Origin of the sequence: Sphingomonas sp. QA11 (assembly GCF_028473665.1) — a bacterium.
Lineage (GTDB): Bacteria > Pseudomonadota > Alphaproteobacteria > Sphingomonadales > Sphingomonadaceae > Sphingomonas > Sphingomonas phytovorans.
Genome location: NZ_CP098774.1, coordinates 4,516,645 through 4,539,387 on the forward strand (window position 1 = coordinate 4,516,645; position 22,743 = coordinate 4,539,387).

The 22,743-nt window shown below is 65.3% G+C and carries 22 protein-coding genes; 8 read left to right on the plus strand and 14 right to left on the minus strand.

From position 1 onward, the window contains the following. Positions 1-44: 44 nt before the first annotated feature. Together NDN01_RS20770 and NDN01_RS20775 are read left to right on the plus strand one after the other, a co-directional pair. On the plus strand, positions 45-2,402 hold the full coding sequence (locus tag NDN01_RS20770; protein ID WP_272623752.1) for a TonB-dependent receptor: 2,358 nt from the start codon (positions 45-47) through the stop codon (positions 2,400-2,402). A gap of 227 nt (positions 2,403-2,629) precedes the next feature. After that, a complete protein-coding gene (locus NDN01_RS20775; protein ID WP_272623755.1) occupies positions 2,630-3,874 on the plus strand; it encodes a spinster family MFS transporter in 1,245 nt (414 codons plus the stop codon). Positions 3,875-4,111: 237 nt separating this feature from the next. On the opposite strand, the gene NDN01_RS20780 is transcribed toward NDN01_RS20775, so the two are convergent. The 6 genes from NDN01_RS20780 to rpmI all read right to left on the minus strand — a co-directional run bounded on the left by NDN01_RS20780 (position 4,112) and on the right by rpmI (position 10,991). Continuing rightward, the gene (locus tag NDN01_RS20780; RefSeq protein ID WP_272623757.1) at positions 4,112-5,683 is read right to left on the minus strand and encodes a peptide chain release factor 3; all 1,572 of its coding nucleotides are present in this window, start codon (positions 5,681-5,683) and stop codon (positions 4,112-4,114) included. 17 nt (positions 5,684-5,700) lie between these two features. After that, positions 5,701-6,576 carry an aldose 1-epimerase family protein gene (locus NDN01_RS20785; protein ID WP_272623759.1) on the minus strand — a complete coding sequence of 292 codons (876 nt, stop codon included), beginning with the start codon at positions 6,574-6,576 and terminating at the stop codon, positions 5,701-5,703. A 223-nt stretch (positions 6,577-6,799) separates the two neighbouring features. Beyond that, positions 6,800-9,157: a phenylalanine--tRNA ligase subunit beta gene (gene pheT / locus NDN01_RS20790; RefSeq protein ID WP_272623761.1), complete on the minus strand. Its 2,358-nt coding sequence runs from the start codon at positions 9,155-9,157 to the stop codon at positions 6,800-6,802. Beyond that, complete coding sequence (gene pheS, locus NDN01_RS20795) at positions 9,154-10,308, minus strand: phenylalanine--tRNA ligase subunit alpha (RefSeq protein ID WP_272628332.1); 1,155 nt, start codon at positions 10,306-10,308, stop codon at positions 9,154-9,156. Before pheS ends, pheT begins: the two co-directional genes overlap by 4 nt. Positions 10,309-10,404: 96 nt before the next feature. Then, entirely contained in the window at positions 10,405-10,770 is a 366-nt protein-coding gene (gene rplT, locus NDN01_RS20800; RefSeq protein WP_272623763.1) for a 50S ribosomal protein L20, read from the minus strand. A 17-nt stretch (positions 10,771-10,787) separates the two neighbouring features. Continuing rightward, positions 10,788-10,991, minus strand: a complete 204-nt coding sequence (gene rpmI / locus NDN01_RS20805) for a 50S ribosomal protein L35 (protein WP_272623764.1) — start codon at positions 10,989-10,991, stop codon at positions 10,788-10,790. A gap of 157 nt (positions 10,992-11,148) precedes the next feature. On the opposite strand from rpmI, the gene NDN01_RS20810 reads away from it, so the two are divergent. Beyond that, the gene (locus NDN01_RS20810) at positions 11,149-13,326 is read left to right on the plus strand and encodes an AsmA family protein (RefSeq protein ID WP_272623765.1); all 2,178 of its coding nucleotides are present in this window, start codon (positions 11,149-11,151) and stop codon (positions 13,324-13,326) included. 16 nt (positions 13,327-13,342) lie between these two features. On the opposite strand, the gene hisN is transcribed toward NDN01_RS20810, so the two are convergent. Both hisN and NDN01_RS20820 read right to left on the minus strand, forming a co-directional pair. Then, a complete protein-coding gene (gene hisN, locus NDN01_RS20815) occupies positions 13,343-14,125 on the minus strand; it encodes a histidinol-phosphatase (protein ID WP_272623766.1) in 783 nt (260 codons plus the stop codon). A gap of 9 nt (positions 14,126-14,134) precedes the next feature. Next, entirely contained in the window at positions 14,135-14,368 is a 234-nt protein-coding gene (locus NDN01_RS20820) for a hypothetical protein (RefSeq protein WP_272623768.1), read from the minus strand. A gap of 229 nt (positions 14,369-14,597) precedes the next feature. Between NDN01_RS20820 and NDN01_RS20825 the strand changes: the two genes are divergently transcribed. The 3 genes from NDN01_RS20825 to NDN01_RS20835 all read left to right on the plus strand — a co-directional run bounded on the left by NDN01_RS20825 (position 14,598) and on the right by NDN01_RS20835 (position 16,583). After that, the gene (locus NDN01_RS20825; RefSeq protein WP_272623770.1) at positions 14,598-15,632 is read left to right on the plus strand and encodes a GGDEF domain-containing protein; all 1,035 of its coding nucleotides are present in this window, start codon (positions 14,598-14,600) and stop codon (positions 15,630-15,632) included. Positions 15,633-16,142: 510 nt separating this feature from the next. Next, positions 16,143-16,271, plus strand: a complete 129-nt coding sequence (locus NDN01_RS20830; protein ID WP_272623772.1) for a hypothetical protein — start codon at positions 16,143-16,145, stop codon at positions 16,269-16,271. Between the two features lie 3 nt (positions 16,272-16,274). Continuing rightward, the gene (locus tag NDN01_RS20835; RefSeq protein ID WP_272623774.1) at positions 16,275-16,583 is read left to right on the plus strand and encodes an alkylphosphonate utilization protein; all 309 of its coding nucleotides are present in this window, start codon (positions 16,275-16,277) and stop codon (positions 16,581-16,583) included. A gap of 37 nt (positions 16,584-16,620) precedes the next feature. Here NDN01_RS20835 and NDN01_RS20840 read toward each other — a convergent pair whose 3' ends face one another. Next, the gene (locus tag NDN01_RS20840) at positions 16,621-17,148 is read right to left on the minus strand and encodes a YciE/YciF ferroxidase family protein (protein WP_272623776.1); all 528 of its coding nucleotides are present in this window, start codon (positions 17,146-17,148) and stop codon (positions 16,621-16,623) included. A gap of 177 nt (positions 17,149-17,325) precedes the next feature. Here NDN01_RS20840 and NDN01_RS20845 point away from each other — a divergent pair, with 177 nt between their 5' ends. Both NDN01_RS20845 and ung read left to right on the plus strand, forming a co-directional pair. Then, positions 17,326-18,009, plus strand: coding sequence for an endonuclease III domain-containing protein (locus NDN01_RS20845; protein ID WP_272628334.1), 684 nt, complete (start codon positions 17,326-17,328; stop codon positions 18,007-18,009). Between the two features lie 32 nt (positions 18,010-18,041). Next, complete coding sequence (gene ung / locus NDN01_RS20850; RefSeq protein WP_272623777.1) at positions 18,042-18,743, plus strand: uracil-DNA glycosylase; 702 nt, start codon at positions 18,042-18,044, stop codon at positions 18,741-18,743. Here the strand turns inward: ung and NDN01_RS20855 are convergent. The 5 genes from NDN01_RS20855 to NDN01_RS20875 form a co-directional block, all read right to left on the minus strand. Further along, positions 18,633-19,265, minus strand: coding sequence for a 2'-5' RNA ligase family protein (locus tag NDN01_RS20855; RefSeq protein ID WP_272623778.1), 633 nt, complete (start codon positions 19,263-19,265; stop codon positions 18,633-18,635). The two genes, ung and NDN01_RS20855, sit on opposite strands and share 111 nt — an antisense overlap. 85 nt (positions 19,266-19,350) lie before the next feature. Then, a complete protein-coding gene (locus tag NDN01_RS20860) occupies positions 19,351-19,815 on the minus strand; it encodes a nuclear transport factor 2 family protein (RefSeq protein ID WP_272623780.1) in 465 nt (154 codons plus the stop codon). 106 nt (positions 19,816-19,921) lie between these two features. After that, positions 19,922-20,329, minus strand: a complete 408-nt coding sequence (locus tag NDN01_RS20865) for a VOC family protein (RefSeq protein WP_272623782.1) — start codon at positions 20,327-20,329, stop codon at positions 19,922-19,924. A gap of 242 nt (positions 20,330-20,571) precedes the next feature. Next, positions 20,572-22,068, minus strand: coding sequence for a tyrosinase family protein (locus NDN01_RS20870; protein WP_272623783.1), 1,497 nt, complete (start codon positions 22,066-22,068; stop codon positions 20,572-20,574). 158 nt (positions 22,069-22,226) lie between these two features. Then, complete coding sequence (locus NDN01_RS20875; RefSeq protein ID WP_272623784.1) at positions 22,227-22,679, minus strand: D-Ala-D-Ala carboxypeptidase family metallohydrolase; 453 nt, start codon at positions 22,677-22,679, stop codon at positions 22,227-22,229. Positions 22,680-22,743 lie beyond the last annotated feature (64 nt).

The following is a 22,743-nucleotide window of genomic DNA, read 5'->3' on the forward strand; positions in this document are numbered from 1 at the left end:
CAGACCGGGCGCATCCAAGCGGCGCCGCAGGAGGGGAGATCTTCATGACACGCCTTTATTCCATGCGCACGCTGCTCAACGCCGGCGCCGCGATCGCCGCGCTGACCGCCGTGCCTGCCATGGCGCAGGAAGCGCCTGACCAGCAACAGACAGCGGATGCGCCCGCCGACGATGCCGAGATCGTCGTCACGGCCCGCCGTCGCGAAGAGACGCTGCTTGACGTACCGGTTGCCGTCACGGCCTTTTCCGCGGCCAAGCTGGAGCGGACCGGCATCGTCGACCTGACCGACCTGCAGAACGTGACCCCCAACACCACGCTGAAGAACGCGCGCGGCACCAATTCCACCCTGGCTGCCTTTATCCGCGGCGTCGGCCAGCAGGACCCGGTCCCCGGATTCGAGGCCGGCATCGGCATCTATCTCGACGATGTCTATCTCAACCGCCCCCAGGCAGCGGTGCTCGACGTCTATGACGTGGACCGGATCGAGGTGCTGCGCGGACCGCAGGGCACCCTTTATGGCCGCAACACCATCGGCGGCGCGGTGAAATATGTCACCAAGCGGCTCCCCGATCATTTCGAGGCGAACCTCAAGGCAAGCTATGGTTCGTACAACCAGGCTGACGGCATCGTCAGCGTCTCGACCCCGATCAACGACATGATCCGCATCGGCGTGTCGGGCGCCCGGCTGACGCGCGACGGGTTCGGCAAGAACACCTATCTGGGCATCGACAATTACGACAAGAATATCTGGGCGGGACGGGGCACGATCGAATTCGAATCGCCCGACAGCCGGATGTTCGTGCGCATCACCGGCGACTATACCGACGACAAGTCCAATCCGCGCAACGGCCACCGCCTGATCCCCGGCATCGCCTCGGGCGCGCCAGTCCTGTCGAACGTGTTCGACACGCGCGCCGGCCTCAACAATCCGAAGCAGAACATCCAGGCCGGCGGCCTGTCGATGACGGCAAGCGTGGAACTGACCGACCACCTGACCCTGAAAAGCATCAGCGCCTGGCGCAAGGACCGGTCCTTCACGCCGATCGACTTCGATGCGCTCCCCTCAGTGGATGTCGACGTGCCGGCGGTCTATCGCAACGAACAGACCAGCCAGGAATTCCAGCTCGCTTACAAGAGCGACAAGCTGAACGGCATTTTCGGCTATTATTATCTCGGCGCGAAGGCGAGCACGACGTTCGACGTGCTGCTCTCGACGACCGTTCCGAACTTCAACGCCAATACCAAGGGCGATGTACGGACCGAGACCAGCTCGATCTATGGCGACTTCACCTATGATGTCACGCCGCAGATCAGCCTGTCGCTCGGCGGCCGCTATACCTGGGATCAGCGCCAGTCCTACATCTTCAAGGCGAGCTATCTGGGCCAGAGCGCCGATTTCGGCGGCAACCCGATCCTGCTGGGCGCACCGTCGACCGATTTCCGGGGCGTCGCCAACTTCAGGCGTTTCACGCCGCGCGCCTCGCTGAGCTTCAAGCCTGTCGAGGGTCACATGCTCTACGCGTCCTATTCGGAAGGCTTCAAGGGCGGCGGCTTCGACCCGCGCGGATCCGCCACGTCGGCGCCGGCCAGCAACCCGGCGGCAGGGGCCACCTATCAGGACATCTACAATTACCTGCGCTTCAAGCCGGAAACGGTGAAGACTTACGAGATCGGCTGGAAGGGTGCTGCATTCGACCGCCGCCTGACCTGGGCGCTTGACGGCTTCTATTCCGACTATAGCGACGTGCAGGTTCCCGGATCGGTCGGCTGCCTGATCGGCGGCGTCCAGTCCTTTTGCGGGATCACCACCAACGCCGCCAAGGCGACGATCAAGGGTATCGAACTGGAGACCAATGCGACGCTGGCACGGGGCTTCGCCGGGGCCGGATCGTCGCTCTATTTCGCCGGCACGCTCGGCTATATGAATGCCAAGTACAAAACCTTCATCGGCCCGACCGGCGTCGATGTCGCCAAGGTCCGCGTGTTCCAGAATACCCCGGACTGGACGCTGTCGGGCACACTGGGCGGCAATATCCCGGTCGGTTCGGGAACGGTCAACGCCTCGACCGTGGTCTCCTATCGCAGCCTCACCCATCAGTTCGAGACGGCCAGCCCGTTCCTTGATCAGCCGGCCTACACGCTGCTGGACGCGCATCTGACCTACACCTTCGGCGGCGGGCGCTATTCGATCGGCGTGCACGGCAAGAACCTGACCAACCGGATCTACAAGACCGCCGGCTATCAATATATCCGTACCGACATCGCGGGCACGCCGATCAACCTCCTGAACCAGCCGGTGCCGAACGGGCCCTATGTGCCGACGCTTGGCAAGGAAGGCATCGCCACCGCCTTCTACGGCAATCCGCGGCAGGTGTTCGGGACGCTGACGGCGCGGTTCTGAACCGATAGACGAAAACGGTATCGAGACCGGGCGCTCCCAGCAAAGAGCGTCCGGTCTCGTCATTTTGGGAGACGGCACCTCGCATTGTCCGTCATGCCGGACTCGTTCCGGCATCCACTGTTCCGCAGACGTGCCGACGTCGGCCTTGCGGAACGGTGGCCCCGGAACGACTCCGGGTGACGTGATCGTCCTGTGGCGTCCGAACGATCAAAGGCAGGATGAGGCGCATGACCGACAATCAATCCCGCGGATATCGCGCACTGGCGCTGGCGATGCTGCTGCTCGTCTACACGTTCAACTTCGTCGACCGGCAGATCTTCAGCATCCTGGTGCCGGCGATCAAGGCGGACCTCGGCCTGACCGACACCCAGTTGGGCGTGCTGGGCGGACTTGCCTTCGCCCTCCTCTATTCGACCTTGGCGATCCCGCTTGCCTGGATCGCCGACCGCACCAGCCGGACCTGGACGATCACGATCAGCCTTGGCGTGTGGAGCGGCTTCACCGCCTTGTGCGGCTGGGCGGGGAATTTCGCGCAACTGTTCGGCGCTCGGCTGGGCGTCGGCGTGGGCGAGGCCGGCGGCGTCGCGCCCTCCTATGCGGTGATCGCCGACACCTTCCCGCCCGAGACCCGGGCACGGGCGCTGGCGGTCTATTCGCTTGGCATCCCGCTCGGCTCGGCGGCGGGCGTGCTGCTTGGCGGCTATATCGCGACGACGGTCGACTGGCGCGCCGCCTTTATCGTGGTGGGGCTGGCGGGCGTCGCCATCGCGCCCCTGTTCCGGCTGCTGGTGCGCGAGCCAGTGCGCGATCGGGCCATTGCCGCGACCGAGCCGGTGCGCCGGGTCTTCGCGATCCTGGCGCGCAAGCCGAGCTTCTGGCTGCTGGCCTTCGGCGCATCGGCCAGTTCGATGCTCGGCTATGGCCTTGCCTTCTGGCTGCCGTCGCTGCTCAAGCGCAGCTTCCATCTCGACTTGCAGGACGTGTCCTATTTCTACGGCGCGATCCTGTTGCTGGGCGGCGTGCCCGGCGTGCTGCTGGGCGGGATGGTCGGGGACAAGTTCGGGACGAAGGACCGGGCGGCCTATGCCCGGGCGCCGGCGATCGCCTTCGTCATCGCGGTGCCGCTGTTCGCGGCGGGAATCCTGTCCTCTTCGGTGACGGCGGCGTTCCTCTTCTTCCTGGTCCCGCAGGCGCTTGCCTATGTCTGGCTGGCGCCGGTGATCACCGCCGTGCAGCATCTCGTGCCGCCGCACATGCGGGCCACCGCATCGGCGAGCTTCCTGTTCATCAACAATCTGATCGGGCTTGGCGCGGGCAGCTTCGCGCTGGGGGCGCTATCCGACGGTCTGACCAAGCGGCTTGGCGACGAGGCGCTGCGCTATTCGATGCTGATCGGGCTGGTGCTGTATCTGGTCGCGGCGCTGCTGATGTGGCTGGCGGCGAAGCCGCTGCGCAAGGACTGGGTGGCGTAGGCGCCACCCATCCGCATCATTATCGGCGGGAAGAAGGGATTCACGCGAAGGCGCGAAGGCGCGAAGAGATGGCGCATCGGCCCCCTCCTTCGTGTCTTCGCGTCTTCGCGTGAATATTTTTGCCTTGGGCTGGCGCGCGATGCTCTGATTGGCGCGTCGAAACTGGGAGCGGCGATCCCTTTTTCAGCGCGCGGACGCGCGCAACCACCCCCAGCCCTCCCTCGCAGGGAAGGGAGCTTATCGTTCCCGCGTCGCGGCGAATTTCACTTTCGGATAGCGGTCGGCCACATAACCCACGTCCCACGCCGTCTTCGCCATATAGACGGGGTTGCCGTCGCGATCCTTGGCCATCGAAGAACGGTTGAGGTCCATGAACGCCTTCAGGTCGGTCGGGTCCTCCGCCGAGACCCAACGCGCGGTGTCGAACGGGGCCATCTCTAGCCCGGCATCGACCTTGTACTCGGCATCGAGACGCGAGAGCAGCACTTCCAGCTGGAGCTGGCCGACCACGCCGATGATCCAGTTGGAGCCGATCTCCGGATAGAAGACCTGAGTCACGCCCTCCTCCGCCATGTCGTCGAGCGCCTTGCGCAGCTGCTTGGTCTTGGTCGGATCCTTCAGCGCGACCCGGCGCAGGATTTCGGGCGCGAAATTGGGCAGGCCGGTGAAGCGGATCGTCGCCTTCTCGCTGAGCGTGTCGCCCACCCGCAGCGTGCCGTGGTTGGGGATACCGATGATGTCACCCGGGAACGCTTCATCGGCAAGTTCCCGGTTCTGGGCGAAGAACAGGATCGGCGAGTGAATCGCGATCGGCTTGCCATGGCCGGTCGGCGTCAGCTTCATGCCGCGCTTGAAGGTGCCCGAGCAGAGCCGCATGAAGGCGATTCGGTCGCGGTGCTGCGGATCCATGTTCGCCTGGACCTTGAACACGAAGCCGGTGACCTCTGCATTGTCCGGCGCGACCGGCAGCGGTTCCGCCGGCTGCGGCCGAGGCCCGGGGGCATGCTGGCCAAGCGCCGCGATCAGCTCCGCCACGCCGAAATCCTTGAGCGCCGAGCCGAAATAGACCGGCGTCAGATCGCCGTGGCGATAGGCGGCCGCGTTGAACGTGGCGTAACCGCCCTGCGCCAGCTCTGCCTCGTCGCGCAACCGGGTCAGCCCGTCCTCCGACAGGATTTTCTCCAGCGCCGGATCGTCGAGGCCGGTGAAGTGCAACGGCTTGCCCATATATTCGCGCGAGGGACCCTCGGGCTGGCTCAGCGTGTTGGCGTGGAGATCGTACACGCCTTCGAAATCGCTGCCCATGCCGACCGGCCAGCTCATCGGGCAGACGTCGAGCTGGAGGATGTCGGCAACCTCGTCGAGCAGTTCGAACGGGTCGCGCCCCTCGCGATCGACCTTGTTGACGAAGGTGATGATCGGCACTGAACGCAGACGGCAGACCTCGAACAGCTTGCGCGTCTGCGCCTCGATGCCGCGTGCCGCGTCGATCACCATCACCGCCGAATCGACCGCGGTCAGGGTGCGATAGGTGTCTTCCGAGAAATCCTCATGGCCCGGCGTGTCGAGCAGGTTGAAGGTCAGCCCGTCCTTCTCGAAGGTCATCACCGAGGAGGTGACCGAGATGCCACGCTGCTGCTCGATCTTCATCCAGTCGGACCGGGCACGGCGATTCTGGCCGCGCGCCTTCACCTCACCGGCGAGATGGATCGCGCCGCCGAAATAGAGGAGCTTTTCGGTGAGCGTCGTCTTGCCCGCGTCGGGATGGGAGATGATCGCGAAGGTGCGGCGGTCGGAAATTCCAGTCATCCGGCGCCCCTAGCGGTTCAGGAGCGCAACGTCACGTCCAGCGCGCAAGACCAGGTGGCGCCGGGCGCGATCTCGACGATGCCGGGCTTGTCGCGGATGTCACCGCCATAGCCTTCCGGATCGGCGATGCCGTGCCACGGCTCGATGCAGATGAAAGGCGCACCGGGCTTGGTCCAGATGCCGAGCTTCGCGGTGTCGGGGAAGGCGATGTCGAGCTGGGGACCCGCGGGTGCGCCATAGGTGGCGCGGCGGGAGCGAACCGGATCCCAGACCAGCGCGTCATTGGTGAAAAGATCGTCGCGAAGGTGGAGGGTTCGGCCATCAAGCGGCGACGGGCGCGGCGCGGGGCCGATCAGGCCACCCGGGACGATCTGCCTGAGCGGATCGGGTTCGTCGGTGTCGAAAAGGATTCGGTGGTCCTCCCGTGGCTGACCATAGGGCAGCGGCCAGGCAAAAGCGGGGTGCCAGCCGAAGCTGGCGGGCATCGGGGCGGTGCCGCGATTTCCGATGCTCGCCTCGATCCGGAGCGTGGCGGCATCGAGGGCGAAGGCGATGTCGAGCGCGAACGCAAAGGGATAGACGGCGCGGGTCTCTTCGCAGTCGGTGAGGCGGAAGATGGCGCGATCCGGCGCCCGATCGACCACCGCGAAGGGCATCCGCCGTGCAAAGCCGTGCTGCTTCATCGGATAGTCGTTGCCGTCGATGCGGAGCAGATCGCCGTTGAGGCGGCCGACGATCGGGAACAGGATCGGAGCGTGGCCGGTCCACCAGGCCGGGTCCGCATCGGTCATCAGCTCGCGACCATCAGCATCGCGCAAATGGGTGAGCTCGGCGCCGAAGGGGTTGATCGCGGCGGAGAGGCCGGAGGACGCGATGTCGATCAGGTCAGCCACTTACACCTCCCGATTTCAGGGTCGCCGGCAATCAACCGCTACCGTCATGCCGGACTTGTTCCGGCATCCACCGACCCGCGAATTGCCCGGCCCTTGCTTTGCGGCCCGGTGGCCCCCGGGACAAGCCCGGGGTGACGAAATGAAGTAGCTTCACAGCGCGGCGACGACGCCTCTGTCAAAACGAAGGGCGGGGAGACACAGGGCCCGGCATCCGTCACAAAAATCAGCCACGCAGACTCGCGCCAAGCTTCGCCGCCGCAGCCACCACCTTGTCGGCGACCGCCTTCAGCTCCTCGTCGGTAAAGCTCTTCTCGCCCGGCTGGAGCGTGATTTCGAGCGCGAGGCTCTTCCTGCCTTCCTCGACGCCGGTGAAGACGTCGAACAGGCGCGCGCCGGTGATCGCTGCCTTGTCCGCGCCCTTCACCGCGCGGAGAAGGGCGTCAGCGCCAAGTTCGGCGGGGACGAGGAAGGCGAAGTCGCGGCGGACTGCCTGCAGCGAGGGCGGTGCATAGGCAGGACGCATGAAGCCAGCCGAGCGCTTGCCCGGGATCGAATCGAGATAGAGTTCGACCGCGGCGACCGGACCGTCGAGATCGAACGCGCGGGCAGTGAGCGGATGGACCATGCCGAACGCGGCCAGCACCGTCTTCGGGCCAAGGCGCAACGTGCCTGACTGGCCGGGGTGCCAGGCATCGCCCGCCTCTCCCATCACTTGCAGATTCTCGACCGGCGCTCCTGCCGCGGCGAGCAGCGCGAGCGCCTCCGTCTTGGCGTCGAACGCGTCGAACGGCACTGCCTTGCCCTGCTGCCAGCCCCGCGCGCGGCCTTCACCGGCGAGGACGACGCCGAGCGTCGGGCGTTCGGCATCAGCCAGATAGCGGCGGCCGATCTCGAACAGGCGAACCGTCTGCGCGCCGCGCTTGATATTGCGCTCGGCCGCGGCGAGCAGGCCGGGGAGGAGCGACGGACGCATGACCTTCAGGTCCTCGCTGATCGGGTTGGCGAGGCTCCAGGCACCGCCACCGAACGGCGCGGCTTCGGCCTCGGACAGGAAGCTCCACGTCACCGCCTCGTTGAGGCCGCGTGCGGCGGCCGCGCGGCGGGTGCGGCGCTCGAGCTTCTGTTCGGGCGTGGCGGTCGGCGTCGCGACGCCCGGGACACGATCGAGCGGAACAGGCGGCACCTTGTCGATGCCCTCGATCCGGATGACCTCCTCGACCAGATCGGCCGAGCCGTCCACGTCACGACGCCAGCTCGGCACCGTCACGTTCCAGGTCCCGTCGACCGTGAAGCCCAGGCTTTCGAGGATCGCCTTTTGCCGGTCGGCCGCGATGGCGAGGCCACCCAGCGTCTCGGCGCGGTTCGTGTCATAGGCAATCGTGCGGGGCGTCACCGGCGGGGTGCCGGCGCGTGTCACGCCGCTCGCCGTGCCGCCGCAGATGTCAGTGACGAGACGCGTGGCGATGGCCAGGCCGTCTTCAAGGAAAGCGGGATCGACGCCCCGTTCGAACCGGGCGCGGGCGTCGCTGGTCAGCGCCAGCTTCTGGCCGGTACGGGCGATATGGTCGGGATCGAAATAGGCGCATTCGATCAGCACGTCGGTGGTACCGGCCGACACGCCCGATTCCTCGCCGCCCATGATGCCGCCGATGTCATGCACATGGGCGTCGTCGGCGATGACCGTCATCGTCTCCTCGAGGGCATAGGTCTTGCCGTTGAGCGCGAGCACTGTCTCACCGGCCTTCGCCCGGCGGGCGACCAGGCCACCCGAGAGCTTTGCACGGTCATAGACGTGAAGCGGACGGCCGAGATCGACCGACACATAATTGGTGATGTCGACCAGCGCCGAGATCGGCTTCTGCCCGATCGCGACGAGGCGGCGGCGCATCCAGTCGGGTGCCTCGCCATTGGTAACACCGGCGACCGACTGGCCGAAGAACGCCGGGCAGCCATTGGCATCGTCAGTGCGCACGTCCGGGCCGGGGCCTTCGCCGGCGACCGGATCGACCTTCAGCGGCCTGAGCGTGCCGAGACCGGCGGCGGCGAGATCGCGCGCGATGCCGCGCACGCCCATGCAATCCTGCCGGTTGGGCGTGATGGCGACGTCGACCACCGGATCGTTGAGGCCGGCATAGTCCGGAAAGACGGTGCCGATCGGCGCATCGGCGGGCAATTCGATGATGCCGTCATGATCCTCGCCGAGCTCGAGTTCGCGGGTCGAGCACATCATGCCGTTCGATTCGACGCCGCGGATCGCCGCGACCTTCAGCACCATGCCGTTGGACGGCACGACCGCGCCGGGCAGGCCGAACACGCCGACCAGACCGGCGCGGGCGTTGGGCGCGCCGCAGACGACCTGCAGGGGGCCGTCGCCGGCATCGACCGTGAGGACCTGAAGCTTGTCGGCCTGGGGATGCGGCGCGGCGGTCAGCACCTTCGCCACCTTGAAGGCGGCGAGCTTCTCGCCCGGATTCTCCACACCCTCGACCTCGAGGCCGACACGGGTCAGCGCCTCGACGATGGCGTCGAGACCGGCGGTGGTTTCGAGATGCTCGTTGAGCCAGCTCAGGGTGAACTTCATGCCCCGACTCCCCCGGACAGAGTGGGCACGTCGAGTGCCGCGAACCCATAATGTTTCAGCCAGCGGATATCGCCGTCGAAGAACGCCCGTAGATCGTCCATGCCATATTTAAGCATCGCCAGCCGATCGATGCCGCAGCCGAAGGCGAAGCCCTGCCATTCGTCCGGATCATAGCCGCCGGCCTCGATCACCGTGCGGTGGACCATGCCGCTACCGAGCACTTCCATCCAGCCGTCCGACCCGCCGATCACGCGCTTGCCGTTGACCAGGCTGAAGCCGACATCGACCTCGGCCGAAGGCTCGGTGAAGGGGAAATAGCTGGGGCGCAGGCGCAGCACGATATCGTCGCGCTCGAAGAACGCCTTGAGGAAGGTCTCGAGCGTCCATTTGAGATGGCCGAGCGTGATGCCCTTGTCGATCACCAGCCCCTCGACCTGATGGAACATCGGGGTGTGGGTGGCGTCGCTATCGGAGCGATAGGTGCGGCCGGGCGCGATGATGCGGATCGGCTTGTCGCCGCCGGCTGCCTTCATAGCGCGGATCTGCACGGGCGAAGTATGCGTGCGGAGCAACATCCGCGAGGAATCGAGCGCGGCCCGCGGCGAGCCAAGCTCGCCGTCGGACGACGGGCTTTGCCCGGCGCCGGCCGTGCTCGCCTCCGGCTGCGCCGGGAAGTAAAACGTATCATGCATCGCGCGTGCCGGATGAGTCTCCGGGATGTTGAGCGCGGTGAAATTGTGCCAGTCGTCCTCGATCTCCGGCCCCGTGGCGACCGCGAAGCCGAGATCGGCGAAGATCTCCGCCAGTTCGTCCATCACCTGGCTGACCGGATGGACGCTGCCCGCACCGATTCCATCGGCCGGGAGCGTCATGTCGAGTGTTTCGCGGGCGAGGCGCGCGTCGAGATCGGCGCGGTCCAGCGCCGCCTTCCGCTCGGCGATCGCCGTCGTCACCGCCTCGCGCAGCCCCTGGATGCGCGGCCCTTCGACCAGCCGCTGTTCGGGCGACATGGCGCCGAGCGTCTTGAGCAGGGCGGTGATGCTGCCCTGCTTGCCCAGCGCCCCAACGCGCACCGTATCGAGCGCGTCGAGCCCGCCCGACGCCTCCACGGCGGCGAGCAGATTGTCACGCATCTGGTCGAGATCGGTCATGGCATCCTCAAACTGGCCGGGCATGAGGCCCGATAACGAAAAGGGCGCGGGTGGAAAACCACCCGCGCCCCATGTCTTTCGGTCGCTACAGGTCGCTCAGGCGGCCTGGGGCAGAGCCGCCTTCGCCTGCGCGATGATGGCGCTAAACGCGGCGCCTTCGTGCATCGCGATGTCGGCCAGGACCTTCCGGTCGAGTTCGACACCGGCGAGCTTCAGGCCGTGCATGAAGGTGCCATAGGTCAGGCCTTCGACGCGGACAGCCGCGTTGATGCGCTGGATCCAGAGCGCCCGGAACGAGCGCTTCTTCACCTTGCGGTCACGATAGGCGTATTGCCCGGCCTTTTCGACAGCCTGGCGGGCGATGCGGATCGTGTTCTTGCGACGGCCGTAATAGCCCTTCGCCTGATCGAGGATCCGGTTATGCTTTGCGCGGGTGGTTACACCCCGTTTTACGCGTGCCATTCTCTATATCCTCCAGTTCAGCTCAGACCGTAAGGCGCCCAGGCCTTCACGGTTGCGGTGTCTGCCTTGGACAGGACCGAGGTGCCGCGGTTCTGGCGGATATACTTGCCGTTGTGGCTGATCAGGCGGTGGCGCTTGCCGGCGACGCCGTGCTTCAGCTTTCCGGTGGCGGTGAGCGTGAAGCGCTTCTTCACGCCGCTCTTCGTCTTGAGTTTGGGCATTTTCGTCTCCTCATATTCGCGACGATCTATGAACGGCCACGGCAGCCCATACCGGCCGGGCAGTTCCTCTTACTCGCGGAAAGGCGGGCGCATAGCGGTACCCGTCCTCAAATGCAACCATCCGGAACCCCGCGCCCGCGCGAACGGTTGGGGTGCGATGGATTTGCCACCTGAAACCGTTCCCGCCGAAGAGTCGGCCGGCGCCGATGCCGAAGAACGGCCGGTCGCGAGCGAATCGGCGACAGAGCCGCCAAGTACCGGGCGGCGCCTGTCGAAGCCATGGCGAATCGCGCGCAACATCGTGCTTGGCATCATCGGCACTATCTTCCTTGCCTGGCTGATCCTGTACATCACCAAGGGCCGATTCCTGAAGCATCCGTTCGAGCGGACCGTCGCCGCGATGACTCACCGCGCGGTGAAGGTGCCGGGCGACTTCCAGCTCTATTTCGACCCGATCAACATCCATTTCGTCGCCGAGGGGATGACGATCTCCAACCCGGCCTGGGCGTCGAAACCCCATCTGTTCGAGGCGAAGCGAATCGATACGCGAATCGCCACTTTCCCGCTGATCTTCGGCAACCGGCGCGTGCGGTGGCTCGACATGCTCGACGGTGCGATCGACCTCGAATGGAGCAAGGACGGACGGACCAACACCTGGACCTTCAGCGAGAAGAAGGGAAAACCCTTCGAGATGCCGTTGATCCGGCGGGCGTCCGTCGCCGGCACGACCTTGCGCTATGTCGATCCGAAGCTGAAGCTCTCGGTCGACCTTGCCTTCCAGACGATCAAGGCAAGCGACACGCGGTTCGAGAATTCGATCCAGTTCACCGGGAAGGGCGTCGAGCGGACGACCCCCTTCACCCTGTACGGCGCGATGGTGACGCCTAACGCGACCGTGACGAACGGCAGGAACCAGCTCGACCTGCACATCAAGGCCGCCCGCACCGCGATCGACGTCGCGGGCACGCTCGACGCGCCGACGCGGATCGACGGGGCGGACCTGAAGGTCACCGCGCGGGGCGCCAACATCGCCGACCTGTTCAGCATCATCGGCGTGGCGGTGCCCGAGACCCGGTCCTACCGGCTCCAGTCGGCCCTGACCAAGACCGGGGACGAATATCGCTTCACCGGCCTGCACGGCCGCTTCGGCGACAGCGACATCGCCGGCAAGCTGACCGTCGCGATCGTCGAGCCGCGCCTGAAGATCGACGCCGCGCTGGCGACGCGCTCGCTCGACATCGTCGATATCGCGCCCTTTATCGGCTACAACCCGGACGCGGTGGCGGCGAAGGGCAAGGGCGCCGTGGTCAAGCAGATCAACGGCACGCCGCGCCTGCTGCCCGATGCGCCGCTACGGGTGGAAGCGCTCAGGAATTTCGACGCCACGCTTCACTATACCGTGCGGACGGTGCGCGCGCGCAACCTGCCGGTATCGAATATCGACCTCACGCTGGGGCTCGACAACAGCCTGCTCACCCTCTCGCCGCTGGCCTTCGACATGGCCCGCGGCCATGTGACGTCGGACATCAGGATCAATGCGCGGCGGCCGGTCGTCCATACCGACTACGACATCCGCCTGTCGCCGACGCCGATGGGCGTGCTGCTCGCCGGCTACGGCGTCGACGAAGCCGGTACCAGCGGCACGGTAAAGGCGCGCATCCAGATGGCGGGTGACGGCAATACCGTTCATGAATCGCTGTCGACCGCCAATGGCCGGATCGCGATCATCATCCCGGCCGGCAGCTTCTGGACACGCAACGTCCAGCTCGCCGAGCTCGATATCGGCACCTTCATCCAGAAGATGTTCCAGCATAAGCTGAAGGAGCCGGTGCGGATCAATTGCGGCCTGATCGCCTTCACCGTGCGCAACGGCATCGCCGCCGCCGACCCGATCCTGATCGACACGCAGAAGAACGTCATCGTCGGGCGCGGCGGCTTCAGCTTCAGGAACGAATCGCTCGATTTCGCGGTGCGGGCCGACGCCAAGAAGTTCAGCCTGTTCTCCGCCCAGTCGCCGGTCGGCGTGAACGGCTATTTCGCGAAGCCGGGCATCAGCGTGATCAGCCCCGAGCTGCTGACCCGCGCGGGCATCGGCATCGGGGCGGCGGTGATCGCAAGCCCGATCGCGGGCATCCTTGCCTTTGTCGATATCGGCGATGCCAAGGCCACTCAATGCGGCCCCGTGCTGTCGGGCGCGACGGCGATGGCCCAGCGCACGACCGGCGGCAAGCCGCGCGACGATGTCGGGCACGGCACCACCGCCAAGGCGAAGAACGGCAAGACAACGCGCGGCGAACGCACGGAGCAGCGCAAGAAATTCCTGGGCGTGTTCTGAAGCCCGGCCGGGGCGGTCAATGCCCCCGGCAGGCAAGCGCCTCGAGAATATCCTCGATCCGCGCCGGATCGCCGGCGGCGACCACCTCGCCGATGCTGTCGGCGGTGAGCGGATCGCCGGCCCAGTCGCACATCCGGCCCCCGGCTCCCTCGACCACGGGGACGAGCGCCGCGAAATCATGGAGCTTCAGCCCGTCCTCGACGACGATATCGAGCCAGCCCGAGGCGAGGCAGGCATAATTATAGCAGTCACCGCCCAGCACCGTGCTCATCACCGCCGCGTCGAGATGTTCGAAGGCGTGGAGCTGATCGTCGCCGAACAGAGCGGGCGAGGTCGTGGCGAGCAATGCCTGGGACAGTTCGGAACAGCGGCGGGTGGCAGCGGGCGTGCCATTGAACAGGGTCGGCCGGCCGACCACCCCAACCCAGCGTTCGTGCAGGATCGGCTGGTCGATCACGCCCATCACCGGCCAGCCATCAGCGACCAGCGCGATCAGCGTCCCGAAGATCGGGCGTCCGGAGATGAAGGCGCGCGTGCCGTCGATCGGATCGAGCACCCAGGCGCGGCCGCTGGTCCCCTCGCGCACGCCATATTCCTCGCCGATGATCGCATCGTCGGGAAAACGCGCCTCGATCGCCGCGCGCATCGCTGCCTCGGCCGCGCGATCGGCAAGGGTGACGGGCGAGGAATCATCCTTCGCCTCAAGGCCATGGCTGTTGCGGAAATAAGGCCTGATCGCTTCCCCGGCGAGCCCGGCGAGCGTTTCGGCGAAGGCGATTTCTGCATCGGTAACACGCATGGCCATCGCCTAGCCGCGCCGCTCGCCGTGCGCCAGCCCGATCAGTCCAACGGCATGCCCGGCAACCGGGCAGATCGCCGCCGGATTCGTCAGGCGTAAAGACGGCTTCAAGCTTTGATGACCGGGCGTGGCAATCCAGGCACCGGCAAAGGGTGCAGCCGAAGCATATTTTTCATATCCGCTTGCATCCATTTCGGATGATCGCCGCATGTCTATTTCTTCGGACTGGCTTTTACGGGACATGGCGAGGCATTAAGCGGCGACAACCGCCGCGATATCCGTGCGCGGCCCGGCATCGCCTTCACCCGCCAAGTAACGCGGCAGTATCGCTTACCCTTTCGGGCGCCATGGTCACGGGATATTAGCAGTTCCCCGCTATCCCTTGCCTTCATGAGAGAGCCCTGCGCGCTGATGCGTCGGCTTCGGGAGACGACGGATCGTGAGGGCGGGAACAGGCGCAACACGGTTGGCGATGGCCGAGGACACCATGGCCGACGTCAATAATGCCCTGTTGTTCGAGCGTATCGGCGCGTTCCTTGCCGAGCATCGGCTCAGCCCGGACCCACGCCATTATGCCTTTGCCTATCGCATCTGCACCGAGCAGGCAGGCCCCCTGGCCCAGGCGGTCGCGTCGCTGACCGAAGGGGGTTTCCGCCTGTCAGGCCGGGACATCGAATCGCTTGGCGGCGAGATCGGCATGCTGGCGGTGTCGGCAGGCGCCCAGGATAGCGGCGAAAAGGCCGCGAAGACGGCGGAAGGCCTTGTCGCCCAGACCCAGATGCAGGTCGATGGCTTCACCGACATGATGCACGCGATCCGTGCGGAGACGCAGGATTTCGGCAGGGACCTTGCCGCGAGCGCCGATGCGATCCGCCAGTCGCGCGACACGCTGGGCATCGATGAGGTGGTTCGCCTGACCGGCGCCATGCTGGGGCGGGTACGCAACGCCGAGACGAAGCTGGAGGAGGCAACTCACGAAGCCAGCGAGCTGCGCGCCAAGCTGGAAGAAGCGCGCGACAATGCACGGCGCGATCCGCTGACCGACCTGCCCAATCGTCGCGCTTTCGAAGAAGCCTATGCGGCACAGGCAACCGAAGGGGCCCGGCTTTGCGTCGCGGTGTGCGACGTCGACCATTTCAAGCTGGTCAACGACCGGTTCGGCCATGCGGTGGGCGACCGTGTCCTGAAGGCGATCGGCGAGGCACTGGTGAAGGCATGCGAGGGCCATATGGTCGCGCGTTACGGCGGCGAGGAATTCGCGGTGCTGTTTTCCGGCGTCGGCCTCCAGGTCGCGCGCGCCACGCTGGAGGAGGCCCGAAGCGCGGTCGCGGCGAAACGATACCGGTTGCGCGAATCGGACGAGCCGCTCGGCGCCGTCACCTTCTCCGGCGGATTGACCGAGGCATCGAACGAAGAGGGACTCGACACCGCTTTCGGCCGGGCCGACCGCCTGCTCTACGCCGCAAAGCACGCCGGGCGGAACCAGTTGAAAACGGCCCATCCATAAGACGCCAGATTATGGCGTAAAATCCCAAATTCATCGTGGCGTTTTTGCCAATTCAGCGAAGGCGATTCCCACCAGGCAAGCAATTTCAATGCTTTGCGAGTTTGGCACGCTCCCTGCTAATACCTTGGCATCGGCGGCCGGATGGTCCGGAACGCCAAGATCAGGGAATGAACATCATGTCGATCCGCTTCCAGAACGCCCAGAACCTCGCCCTTTCCTTCTTCGGTGCGCTGCTGTTCACCGCGCTGATGGTCAGCGCTGCCGTTCCCGTCGTCCCGGTCGTCTGAACCGCGACGCCTTCTCCATCGAAAGACCGTTGAAATGACCCGCTCTCTCACCATCGGTTTCGCATCCTTCGCGACGACCGCTATCTTCCTCCTCGGCCAGTACGCCGCCGTCGGCGCGATCGGCTGAAACACCCGCCCCGCCGCCCGCAGCGATAATGCGGGCGCAGCGGGCGCGAAGCGTGTAGCGTTCCCCCGGGCGACCCGCCCGCAAGGAACCGCCGCCATGGCCAAGGGCCAGAAAAAATCGAACAAGGAAATCCGCAAGCCCAAAGCGGAAAAAGCCCCGAAGCAGAACGCCTCGAACCCATCGAGCAAGGGCAAGGCAGTCGAAATAACCACGCTCAAAGGCTGATCCATGGCCAGTGACGACGACGCCTTCGTCTATGACGAAGCCAGCGGCGAATGGATCAGCGCCGCCGATGCGCTGGCGAGTGCCGCCAGCGCGGAGACGATCGAAGTCCGCGATTCGGTAGGCAACCTGCTCGCCGATGGCGATCAGGTTACCCTGATCAAGGACCTGACCGTCAAGGGCGCGGGCCAGACACTCAAGCGGGGCACGCTGATCAGGTCGATCCGACTGACCGGCGATCCGCAGGAGATCGACTGTCGTTACGATGGCATCAAGGGCCTGGTGCTGCGCGCCGAGTTCGTGCGCAAGCGATAGGCGCGGACCGGCAACGCCGGCCCGCGCCCCGCGCCTGTCAGGCGTCGGCCGGCTCGGCCCCCACTTCAGCCTGGGCGTTGATCCTGCTCTCAGCGATCCTGGTGAGTTTCTCGTCAGTCGCCTTTTCTTCGGCCAGGGTCTCGGCGAGCACGCCTGCGCAATCGGCGCGGCCGAGTTGCTTCGCCCAGGCAATCAGCGTGCCGTAGCGCGTGATCTCGTAATGCTCGACCGCCTGCGCGGCCGCGACCAGCGCCGCGTCAAGCACTGCCTTGTCGGCGATATCGCCGGCGATCTCGTTCGTTTCCTTGATGATGCCGTCGATCGCCGGACAGGTAACTGCCCTGGGCTCGTGACCGTGCATCCGGAAGACCCGCTCGAGCCGCGCGATCTGCCCCTCGGTCTCGCGCAGATGTGTTTCGAAGCCAGTCTTGAGATCTGGCGCGCTGGCCTTCTCGATCATCTTCGGCAACGCCTTGGTGATCTGGTGCTCGGCATAATAAATGTCCTGCAGCGTGTGCACGAACAGGTCGTCGAGCGTCTCGATATCCTTGGTGAAGAGTCCCATGCTGCATTTCCTCGATACTGGCCTGTCCGGGCGCGGGATGCGATGGACCGGCAGCACAGGAACGTGACCCGAGTGGCAAGGTTGCACAGTATATCAACAACTTGATCTCGATCAGCATGATTCCCGGATGGCGCGACGCCCTTTCATTTGTTCATTATATGTTCCATATTGAGCACCATGCAGCAGAGCTTCGACCTCGTCGCCGGAGATATTGCACAGTGGCGCGACAAGCTTGCGCCACTGCTTGACGGCGTTGACCTGACGACACGCCGCAAGCCGATCGGGCAGTTGGTGAAGTCGCTGATCAGCGGACGGACGCGCGATGCCGTCTCGCTCACCGCCTATCATCGGCTGCGCGCGCGTTTCGGGTCAGCCGCCGGCATCGCCGCAGCCGAACCAGGAACGGTCGAGGCGGCGATCGCCGACGTAACCTTCGCCAGCGCCAAGGCGGACTGGCTGGTCGCGGCACTACGCCGGATCGGGCGCGAGCGGCCTGACTTCAACCTGGACTTTCTGGGCGACCTGCCCCTCGACCCGGCACTGGCATGGCTTGAACGATTGCCCGGCGTCGGCCGCAAGGTCGCCGCGTCGACCCTCAATGCCAGCACGCTCGCGCGGCCGGTGCTGATCGTCGACAGCCATGTGCTGCGTGTGCTTCATCGTATCGGCTTCGTGCCGGCATCGGCCGATGCCCGGGTCACGAGTGAGGCGGTCACCGCGGCGATGCCGGCCTGGCGCGGCGACGATTTCCTGCTGCTGCATTTCGGCATCAAGCGGCTGGGACAACGAATCTGCCGGTTCGACGCGCCGATTTGCGCCGCCTGTCCGATCGCCGACGACTGCCCGTCACGCGGCGATTGACAGGTCCCGCCGCGTTCGGACATGCCAAGCCGATGAGCGACGGCGTCAAACTCCATCCGAGCTGGCTCGAGCCGCTTCAGCCCGAATTCGACAGCCCCTATATGGCGGCGCTCAAAACCTATCTGGTCGCTGAGAAGGCAGCTGGCAGGCGCATCTTCCCCAAGGGCAATGAGTGGTTCCGCGCGCTCGACCTGACCGCGCTCGAGGATGTCCGAGTCGTGATCCTTGGGCAGGACCCCTATCATGGCGAAGGACAGGCGCATGGCCTGTGCTTCTCGGTTCAACCCGGCGTCCGGCCACCGCCCAGCCTGGTCAACATGTACAAGGAAATGGCGAGCGATCTCGGCATCCAGCCCGCGCGCCATGGCTTTCTCGAACATTGGGCGAAACAGGGCGTGCTGCTGCTCAATTCAGTGCTGACGGTGCAGATGGGCATGGCGGCCTCGCACCGCGACTGGGGATGGGAGAAGTTCACCGACGCCGTCATCCGCCTGGTCAACGCGAAGCCCGAACCGGTCGTGTTCATCCTGTGGGGCAGCTACGCCCAGAAAAAGGCCGCCTTCGTCGACAGCGTCGATCGCGGCGGGCGGCATCTCGTGCTGAAGGCCGCCCATCCCTCCCCGCTATCGGCGCATAACGGCTTCTTCGGATGCCGGCATTTCTCCAAGGCGAATGCCTTTCTCGAAAGCCATGGACAGAAGCCGATCGACTGGGCGTTGCCGCCCCTGGGTTGATGACGCGCCGGCCAGCGGCCACCGATCGAGCACGACATGCTCGCTCAGGCCGACCTTGCTGTGCACCAGCAACAGTTCCTCCACCCGCCAGCTTATCGGCTCGATCTCCCAATCGAACGGCTCGCCCTTTCGATAGGCCAGCGTGATATGCGGGCTGAACCGGTAGGCAGGCCCTCGCAACCGATCGACGCGCGCCATTGCCGCGGCGATCCGCGCCTGCAGAGCGAACAATGCATCAATCCGTTTGCTCGGGCGCAGCAGGACTGAGTCGACGCCGCCGGTCATTCGATCCACTGCGGCGTGGAAGGGCGGGAGCGTCATCGAATCGCCGATCGACCGCATCAGCGGAACAGCCCAGCCCGGCAGGCGGGGAAAATCCAGCTTGCACAGCGTTATGTGGAGATAGTCGGTCCTGACCGGTTTCCCGAGATCAAGGAGTCGCCGTTCCCGGTCGATATGTCGGGCCAACGGCGCGGGTGGCCGCAGCAGAAAAAGCAGGCGATCCGATCGTTCGAAAAACATACCACGCGACTCGCAGAGAATGTTCCCCTTATGTTCCGACTCGAAAGCCTTGTCGAATCCTCATTCCCTCAGTCGATGTCGCTCGTCAGATGAGGACGAGGGGGTTGGCCGTGATCTGGTCTGCGCCCCCGACCAACCCGCTGAGGCGGGCGAAGCCGAGCGTATCGTACATCTCCATCAGGCTGACGCATTTGCCGCCCTGGAAATGCCATATGTCGACCTTGGGCGTCGCGATCTCGCGCCCGGTCCTGCGATCGCGCCAGCGACAGCTGCCGACCCAGACGATCGTGTCGCCGTCGACGATCAGCTGATGAGTCGGGGAATCGATCATTTCCATCGCGACGGTCAGCGAGGTCAGATAGTCGCGCGCTCGGTCGATGCCCACGCGCGCATCGGCCAGGGGATGGAGATCGGGCGGATTGAGCACCGAACGCAGCCGCACATCGTCGGCGAGAAGATCGAGGAAAAGGTCAGCACTTTGCCCCCGGGTCTCGTGCCATTGTTCATAGGCGTAGAGCAGGCGATCGGCGATGCTGGGCGCGGCGCTCATCGACTTCGTTCCCCCGGGTCCGTCTTGGCCCCCTGATCCAAACGCGACTAGACAGGATTGCTGTCGCGATGGTGCGGGAATTGAACGGATTCGGTGGTAAATCGAGTCAGGGTTTCCGGGTGAACTCGATGAGATCCCAGAGATTGCCGTACAGATCGCTGAACACGGCGACGGTACCATAGGGTTCGGCCCGGGGCTCCCGTACGAACACGACGCCCTTTTCCAGCATCGCGGCGTGATCCCGCGCGAAATCGTCAGTCGCGAGGAACAGGAAGACCCGCCCGCCGGCCTGGTCCCCCACGAACGCGGCCTGTTCCGGCGTGGCGGCGCGGGCGAGCAGCAGGGAGGTGGCACCGGGCCCGGCACCGGGCGGCGCGACGACAACCCAGCGCTTGTCCTGGGCTGGCTGATAGCTGTCCTCCACCAGCGTGAATCCGAGCGTGCCGACATAGAAAGCGAGCGCTTCGTCATAGTCGCGAACGACCAGGGCGATATGGGCGAGGGACTGGTGCATCGGCTGATTCCGCGGCTGGGGGCTGTTCCCTGATCTTGTGACGGCCATGGTCGCCCGTGCCAATAATTACCACCGATCCGGAGCAGGATTCTCCATGAACCGCGCTTCCCGCCCATGCGGGGACGGGGTTTCCGCCCCCGACGGGCTCGGCCGGAAAGAATCGGGGCCGGCGAACATGCGCCGGCCCCGCCCCCCTCCAAACCCGATCAGGCAGCCCGATCCATCGAGCCGCCCGTCATTCGCTATTCGTCCTCGAGCAGCAGCCGCGCGTTGATCGTCGGATTGCCTGCCTGCGACAGCGGGAACTCAGTCCCGGCCTCGTGCTGCGAGGGAACGGTGATCTCGACCGTGAGCTTGCGATCGAGAATCTTGTCCTGATCGACGCGGAAATTGACGTTGATCAGGCCGTGATCGCGGCAATTGGCGCAGTTGCGCGGCGTCGCCGGCTGGAAGAAGGCCCGTGTCGCGATCGTCTGTCCATCGGCAAGCAGGTGGACCTGGAACGAGCCGGGGATGTTGAGCCGGTCGATATCCTTGACCCGCACCGAGACCGGCGCGGCGCTCCTGATGGTGAAGCTGCGCTCCGCGTCGATGCTGCCGACCCTGTTCTCCAGCTGGGGCGGCGCCGCCGCCTCGGCACCGGTATCGAGCGTGTCATAGCTGATGTCGGTCTGCTCGATCGTCTGATCCGCCGTCACCGACCAGGCCGGGGTCGCGGGAAGCGTGCTGAACGGCGGCGAGAGCCAATATTGATCGGACGACGACATGGTCGATTTGAAGCCGGCAAGCGTCGTCGCGCCCACCAGGGTCTGCCATTTCCACCACAGCCGATCGAGGTTGCAATGGTAGAACCAGAAGATCGGATCGAACGACGCGACATTCTGATCAGCCATCGTATCGCCGACCGACATGTGGCCGCCGTCATGGGCCGCGATCGAGAAATCCTGATAGCCGTCGACGCCGTAATGGCCGAACCGGGTCTGCTGGAGCGAGGTCGCGGTGTTCCCGAAGAAATCATTCTCCTGCAGGTTCGAGGCGATCGTCGCGTCGGGATAGCGCGTGGTGGTGTAGTTCGCGCCGTAGCCCGGGCCGAGATTGACCGGCACGACATATTGGTCGAACGGCGCCTGCTTGAGCAAAGCGGGCACCGGTGTCGACATGTCCCAGTATGGGATGGTGACGTCGCCACAGCCCGCCACCGACCGCAGCGCATCCTCGAACACGCGCAGATATTCGCGGTGCCAGGGGTTGAATCGCGGTTCGTGATGCAGGCAGTTGGTCTGCGGCAGTCCGTGGATGCCGGCCAGCGCATAATAGCTGCCATTGGTGCCCGGATCGATCGCCATCAGGCCCTTGAAGGCATTGGTGAGGGCGGTCACCTCGTCGGGGCTCAGGCTGTCGACATTCTTGCGGACGCGGCCGGTGGCGCGCTCGCTCAGCGCCCGCACCGACGGCGCTGCCGCCACCGCGGCCCCCATCGGATAGCCGTTCATGATCCAGTTGTAGAAGGTCGCCGACATGTCCGCCGTCCATTTCGGATAGGGATCCGGCGGCATGTCGCCATCGGGCTGGCGGGTGTGGATATAGATGGTCGGCGCGTTCTTCTTCACGCCGTCATAGGAGGAAAGATCGATCCCCTTGGGGCCCATATGGGCGATGTCGTAATCAGTGAAGAACTGACGGATATCGGCCATATAGGTCGGATTCTTCACCGGCCCGTCCGCGCTGCTGTTGTCCATGACGCTGCCCCTCCACGATGGCGTTCCCGAAGCCGAGAACGGCGACTCAGCGCGCCATTCCGTCGACTTCCCGCCCGCGCTTCATGCTGCAGAATCCGGCCGCGCCGATAGCGGAACCGGCGCCGATTCGGCGCCTTCGCGCATGGCTGTTCCAGGCCCTATCGCAGGCCGTCGACGATCGCCGTGCCCGGTCCACCGGCCTGTGTCTTCACCACCCCGCGCAACCGGGGATCGAACGAGACATGGACGACGGCACGGCTCGTCTCGAGGATGAGCTGATCGAACTTCAGCCCGCTCGCCGCGAGCGTCCGGGCGACCGCCACCGGGCTCAGCCCGGCCACGCGGATATCGGCGGCATAGCCCTTTGTGTGCGCCGAGGTGGCGGTGCCCCCGACGATCCGGTTGATCGTCGGATTGCGATAGGCCGAAGTGATGACGATCGCGCGCGCGCCCAGGATCGACCGCGCCTTTTCGAGACCGGGCGCCAGGAGCTTGCCGATATTGGCGAGATGATCGGCGGTCGGCGTGTTGGCGATGCCACATCGATCAGCAGTGTCGGACACGAGGAATTCGTCGAGGAAGAAATGTTCGGTGAGTTTCGTGCGCGCCATGTCGGTTTCCCCGGTCAGTGAACGGGATGGTCCGATCAGACGGCCAGCCAAGCCTTCGACCCCA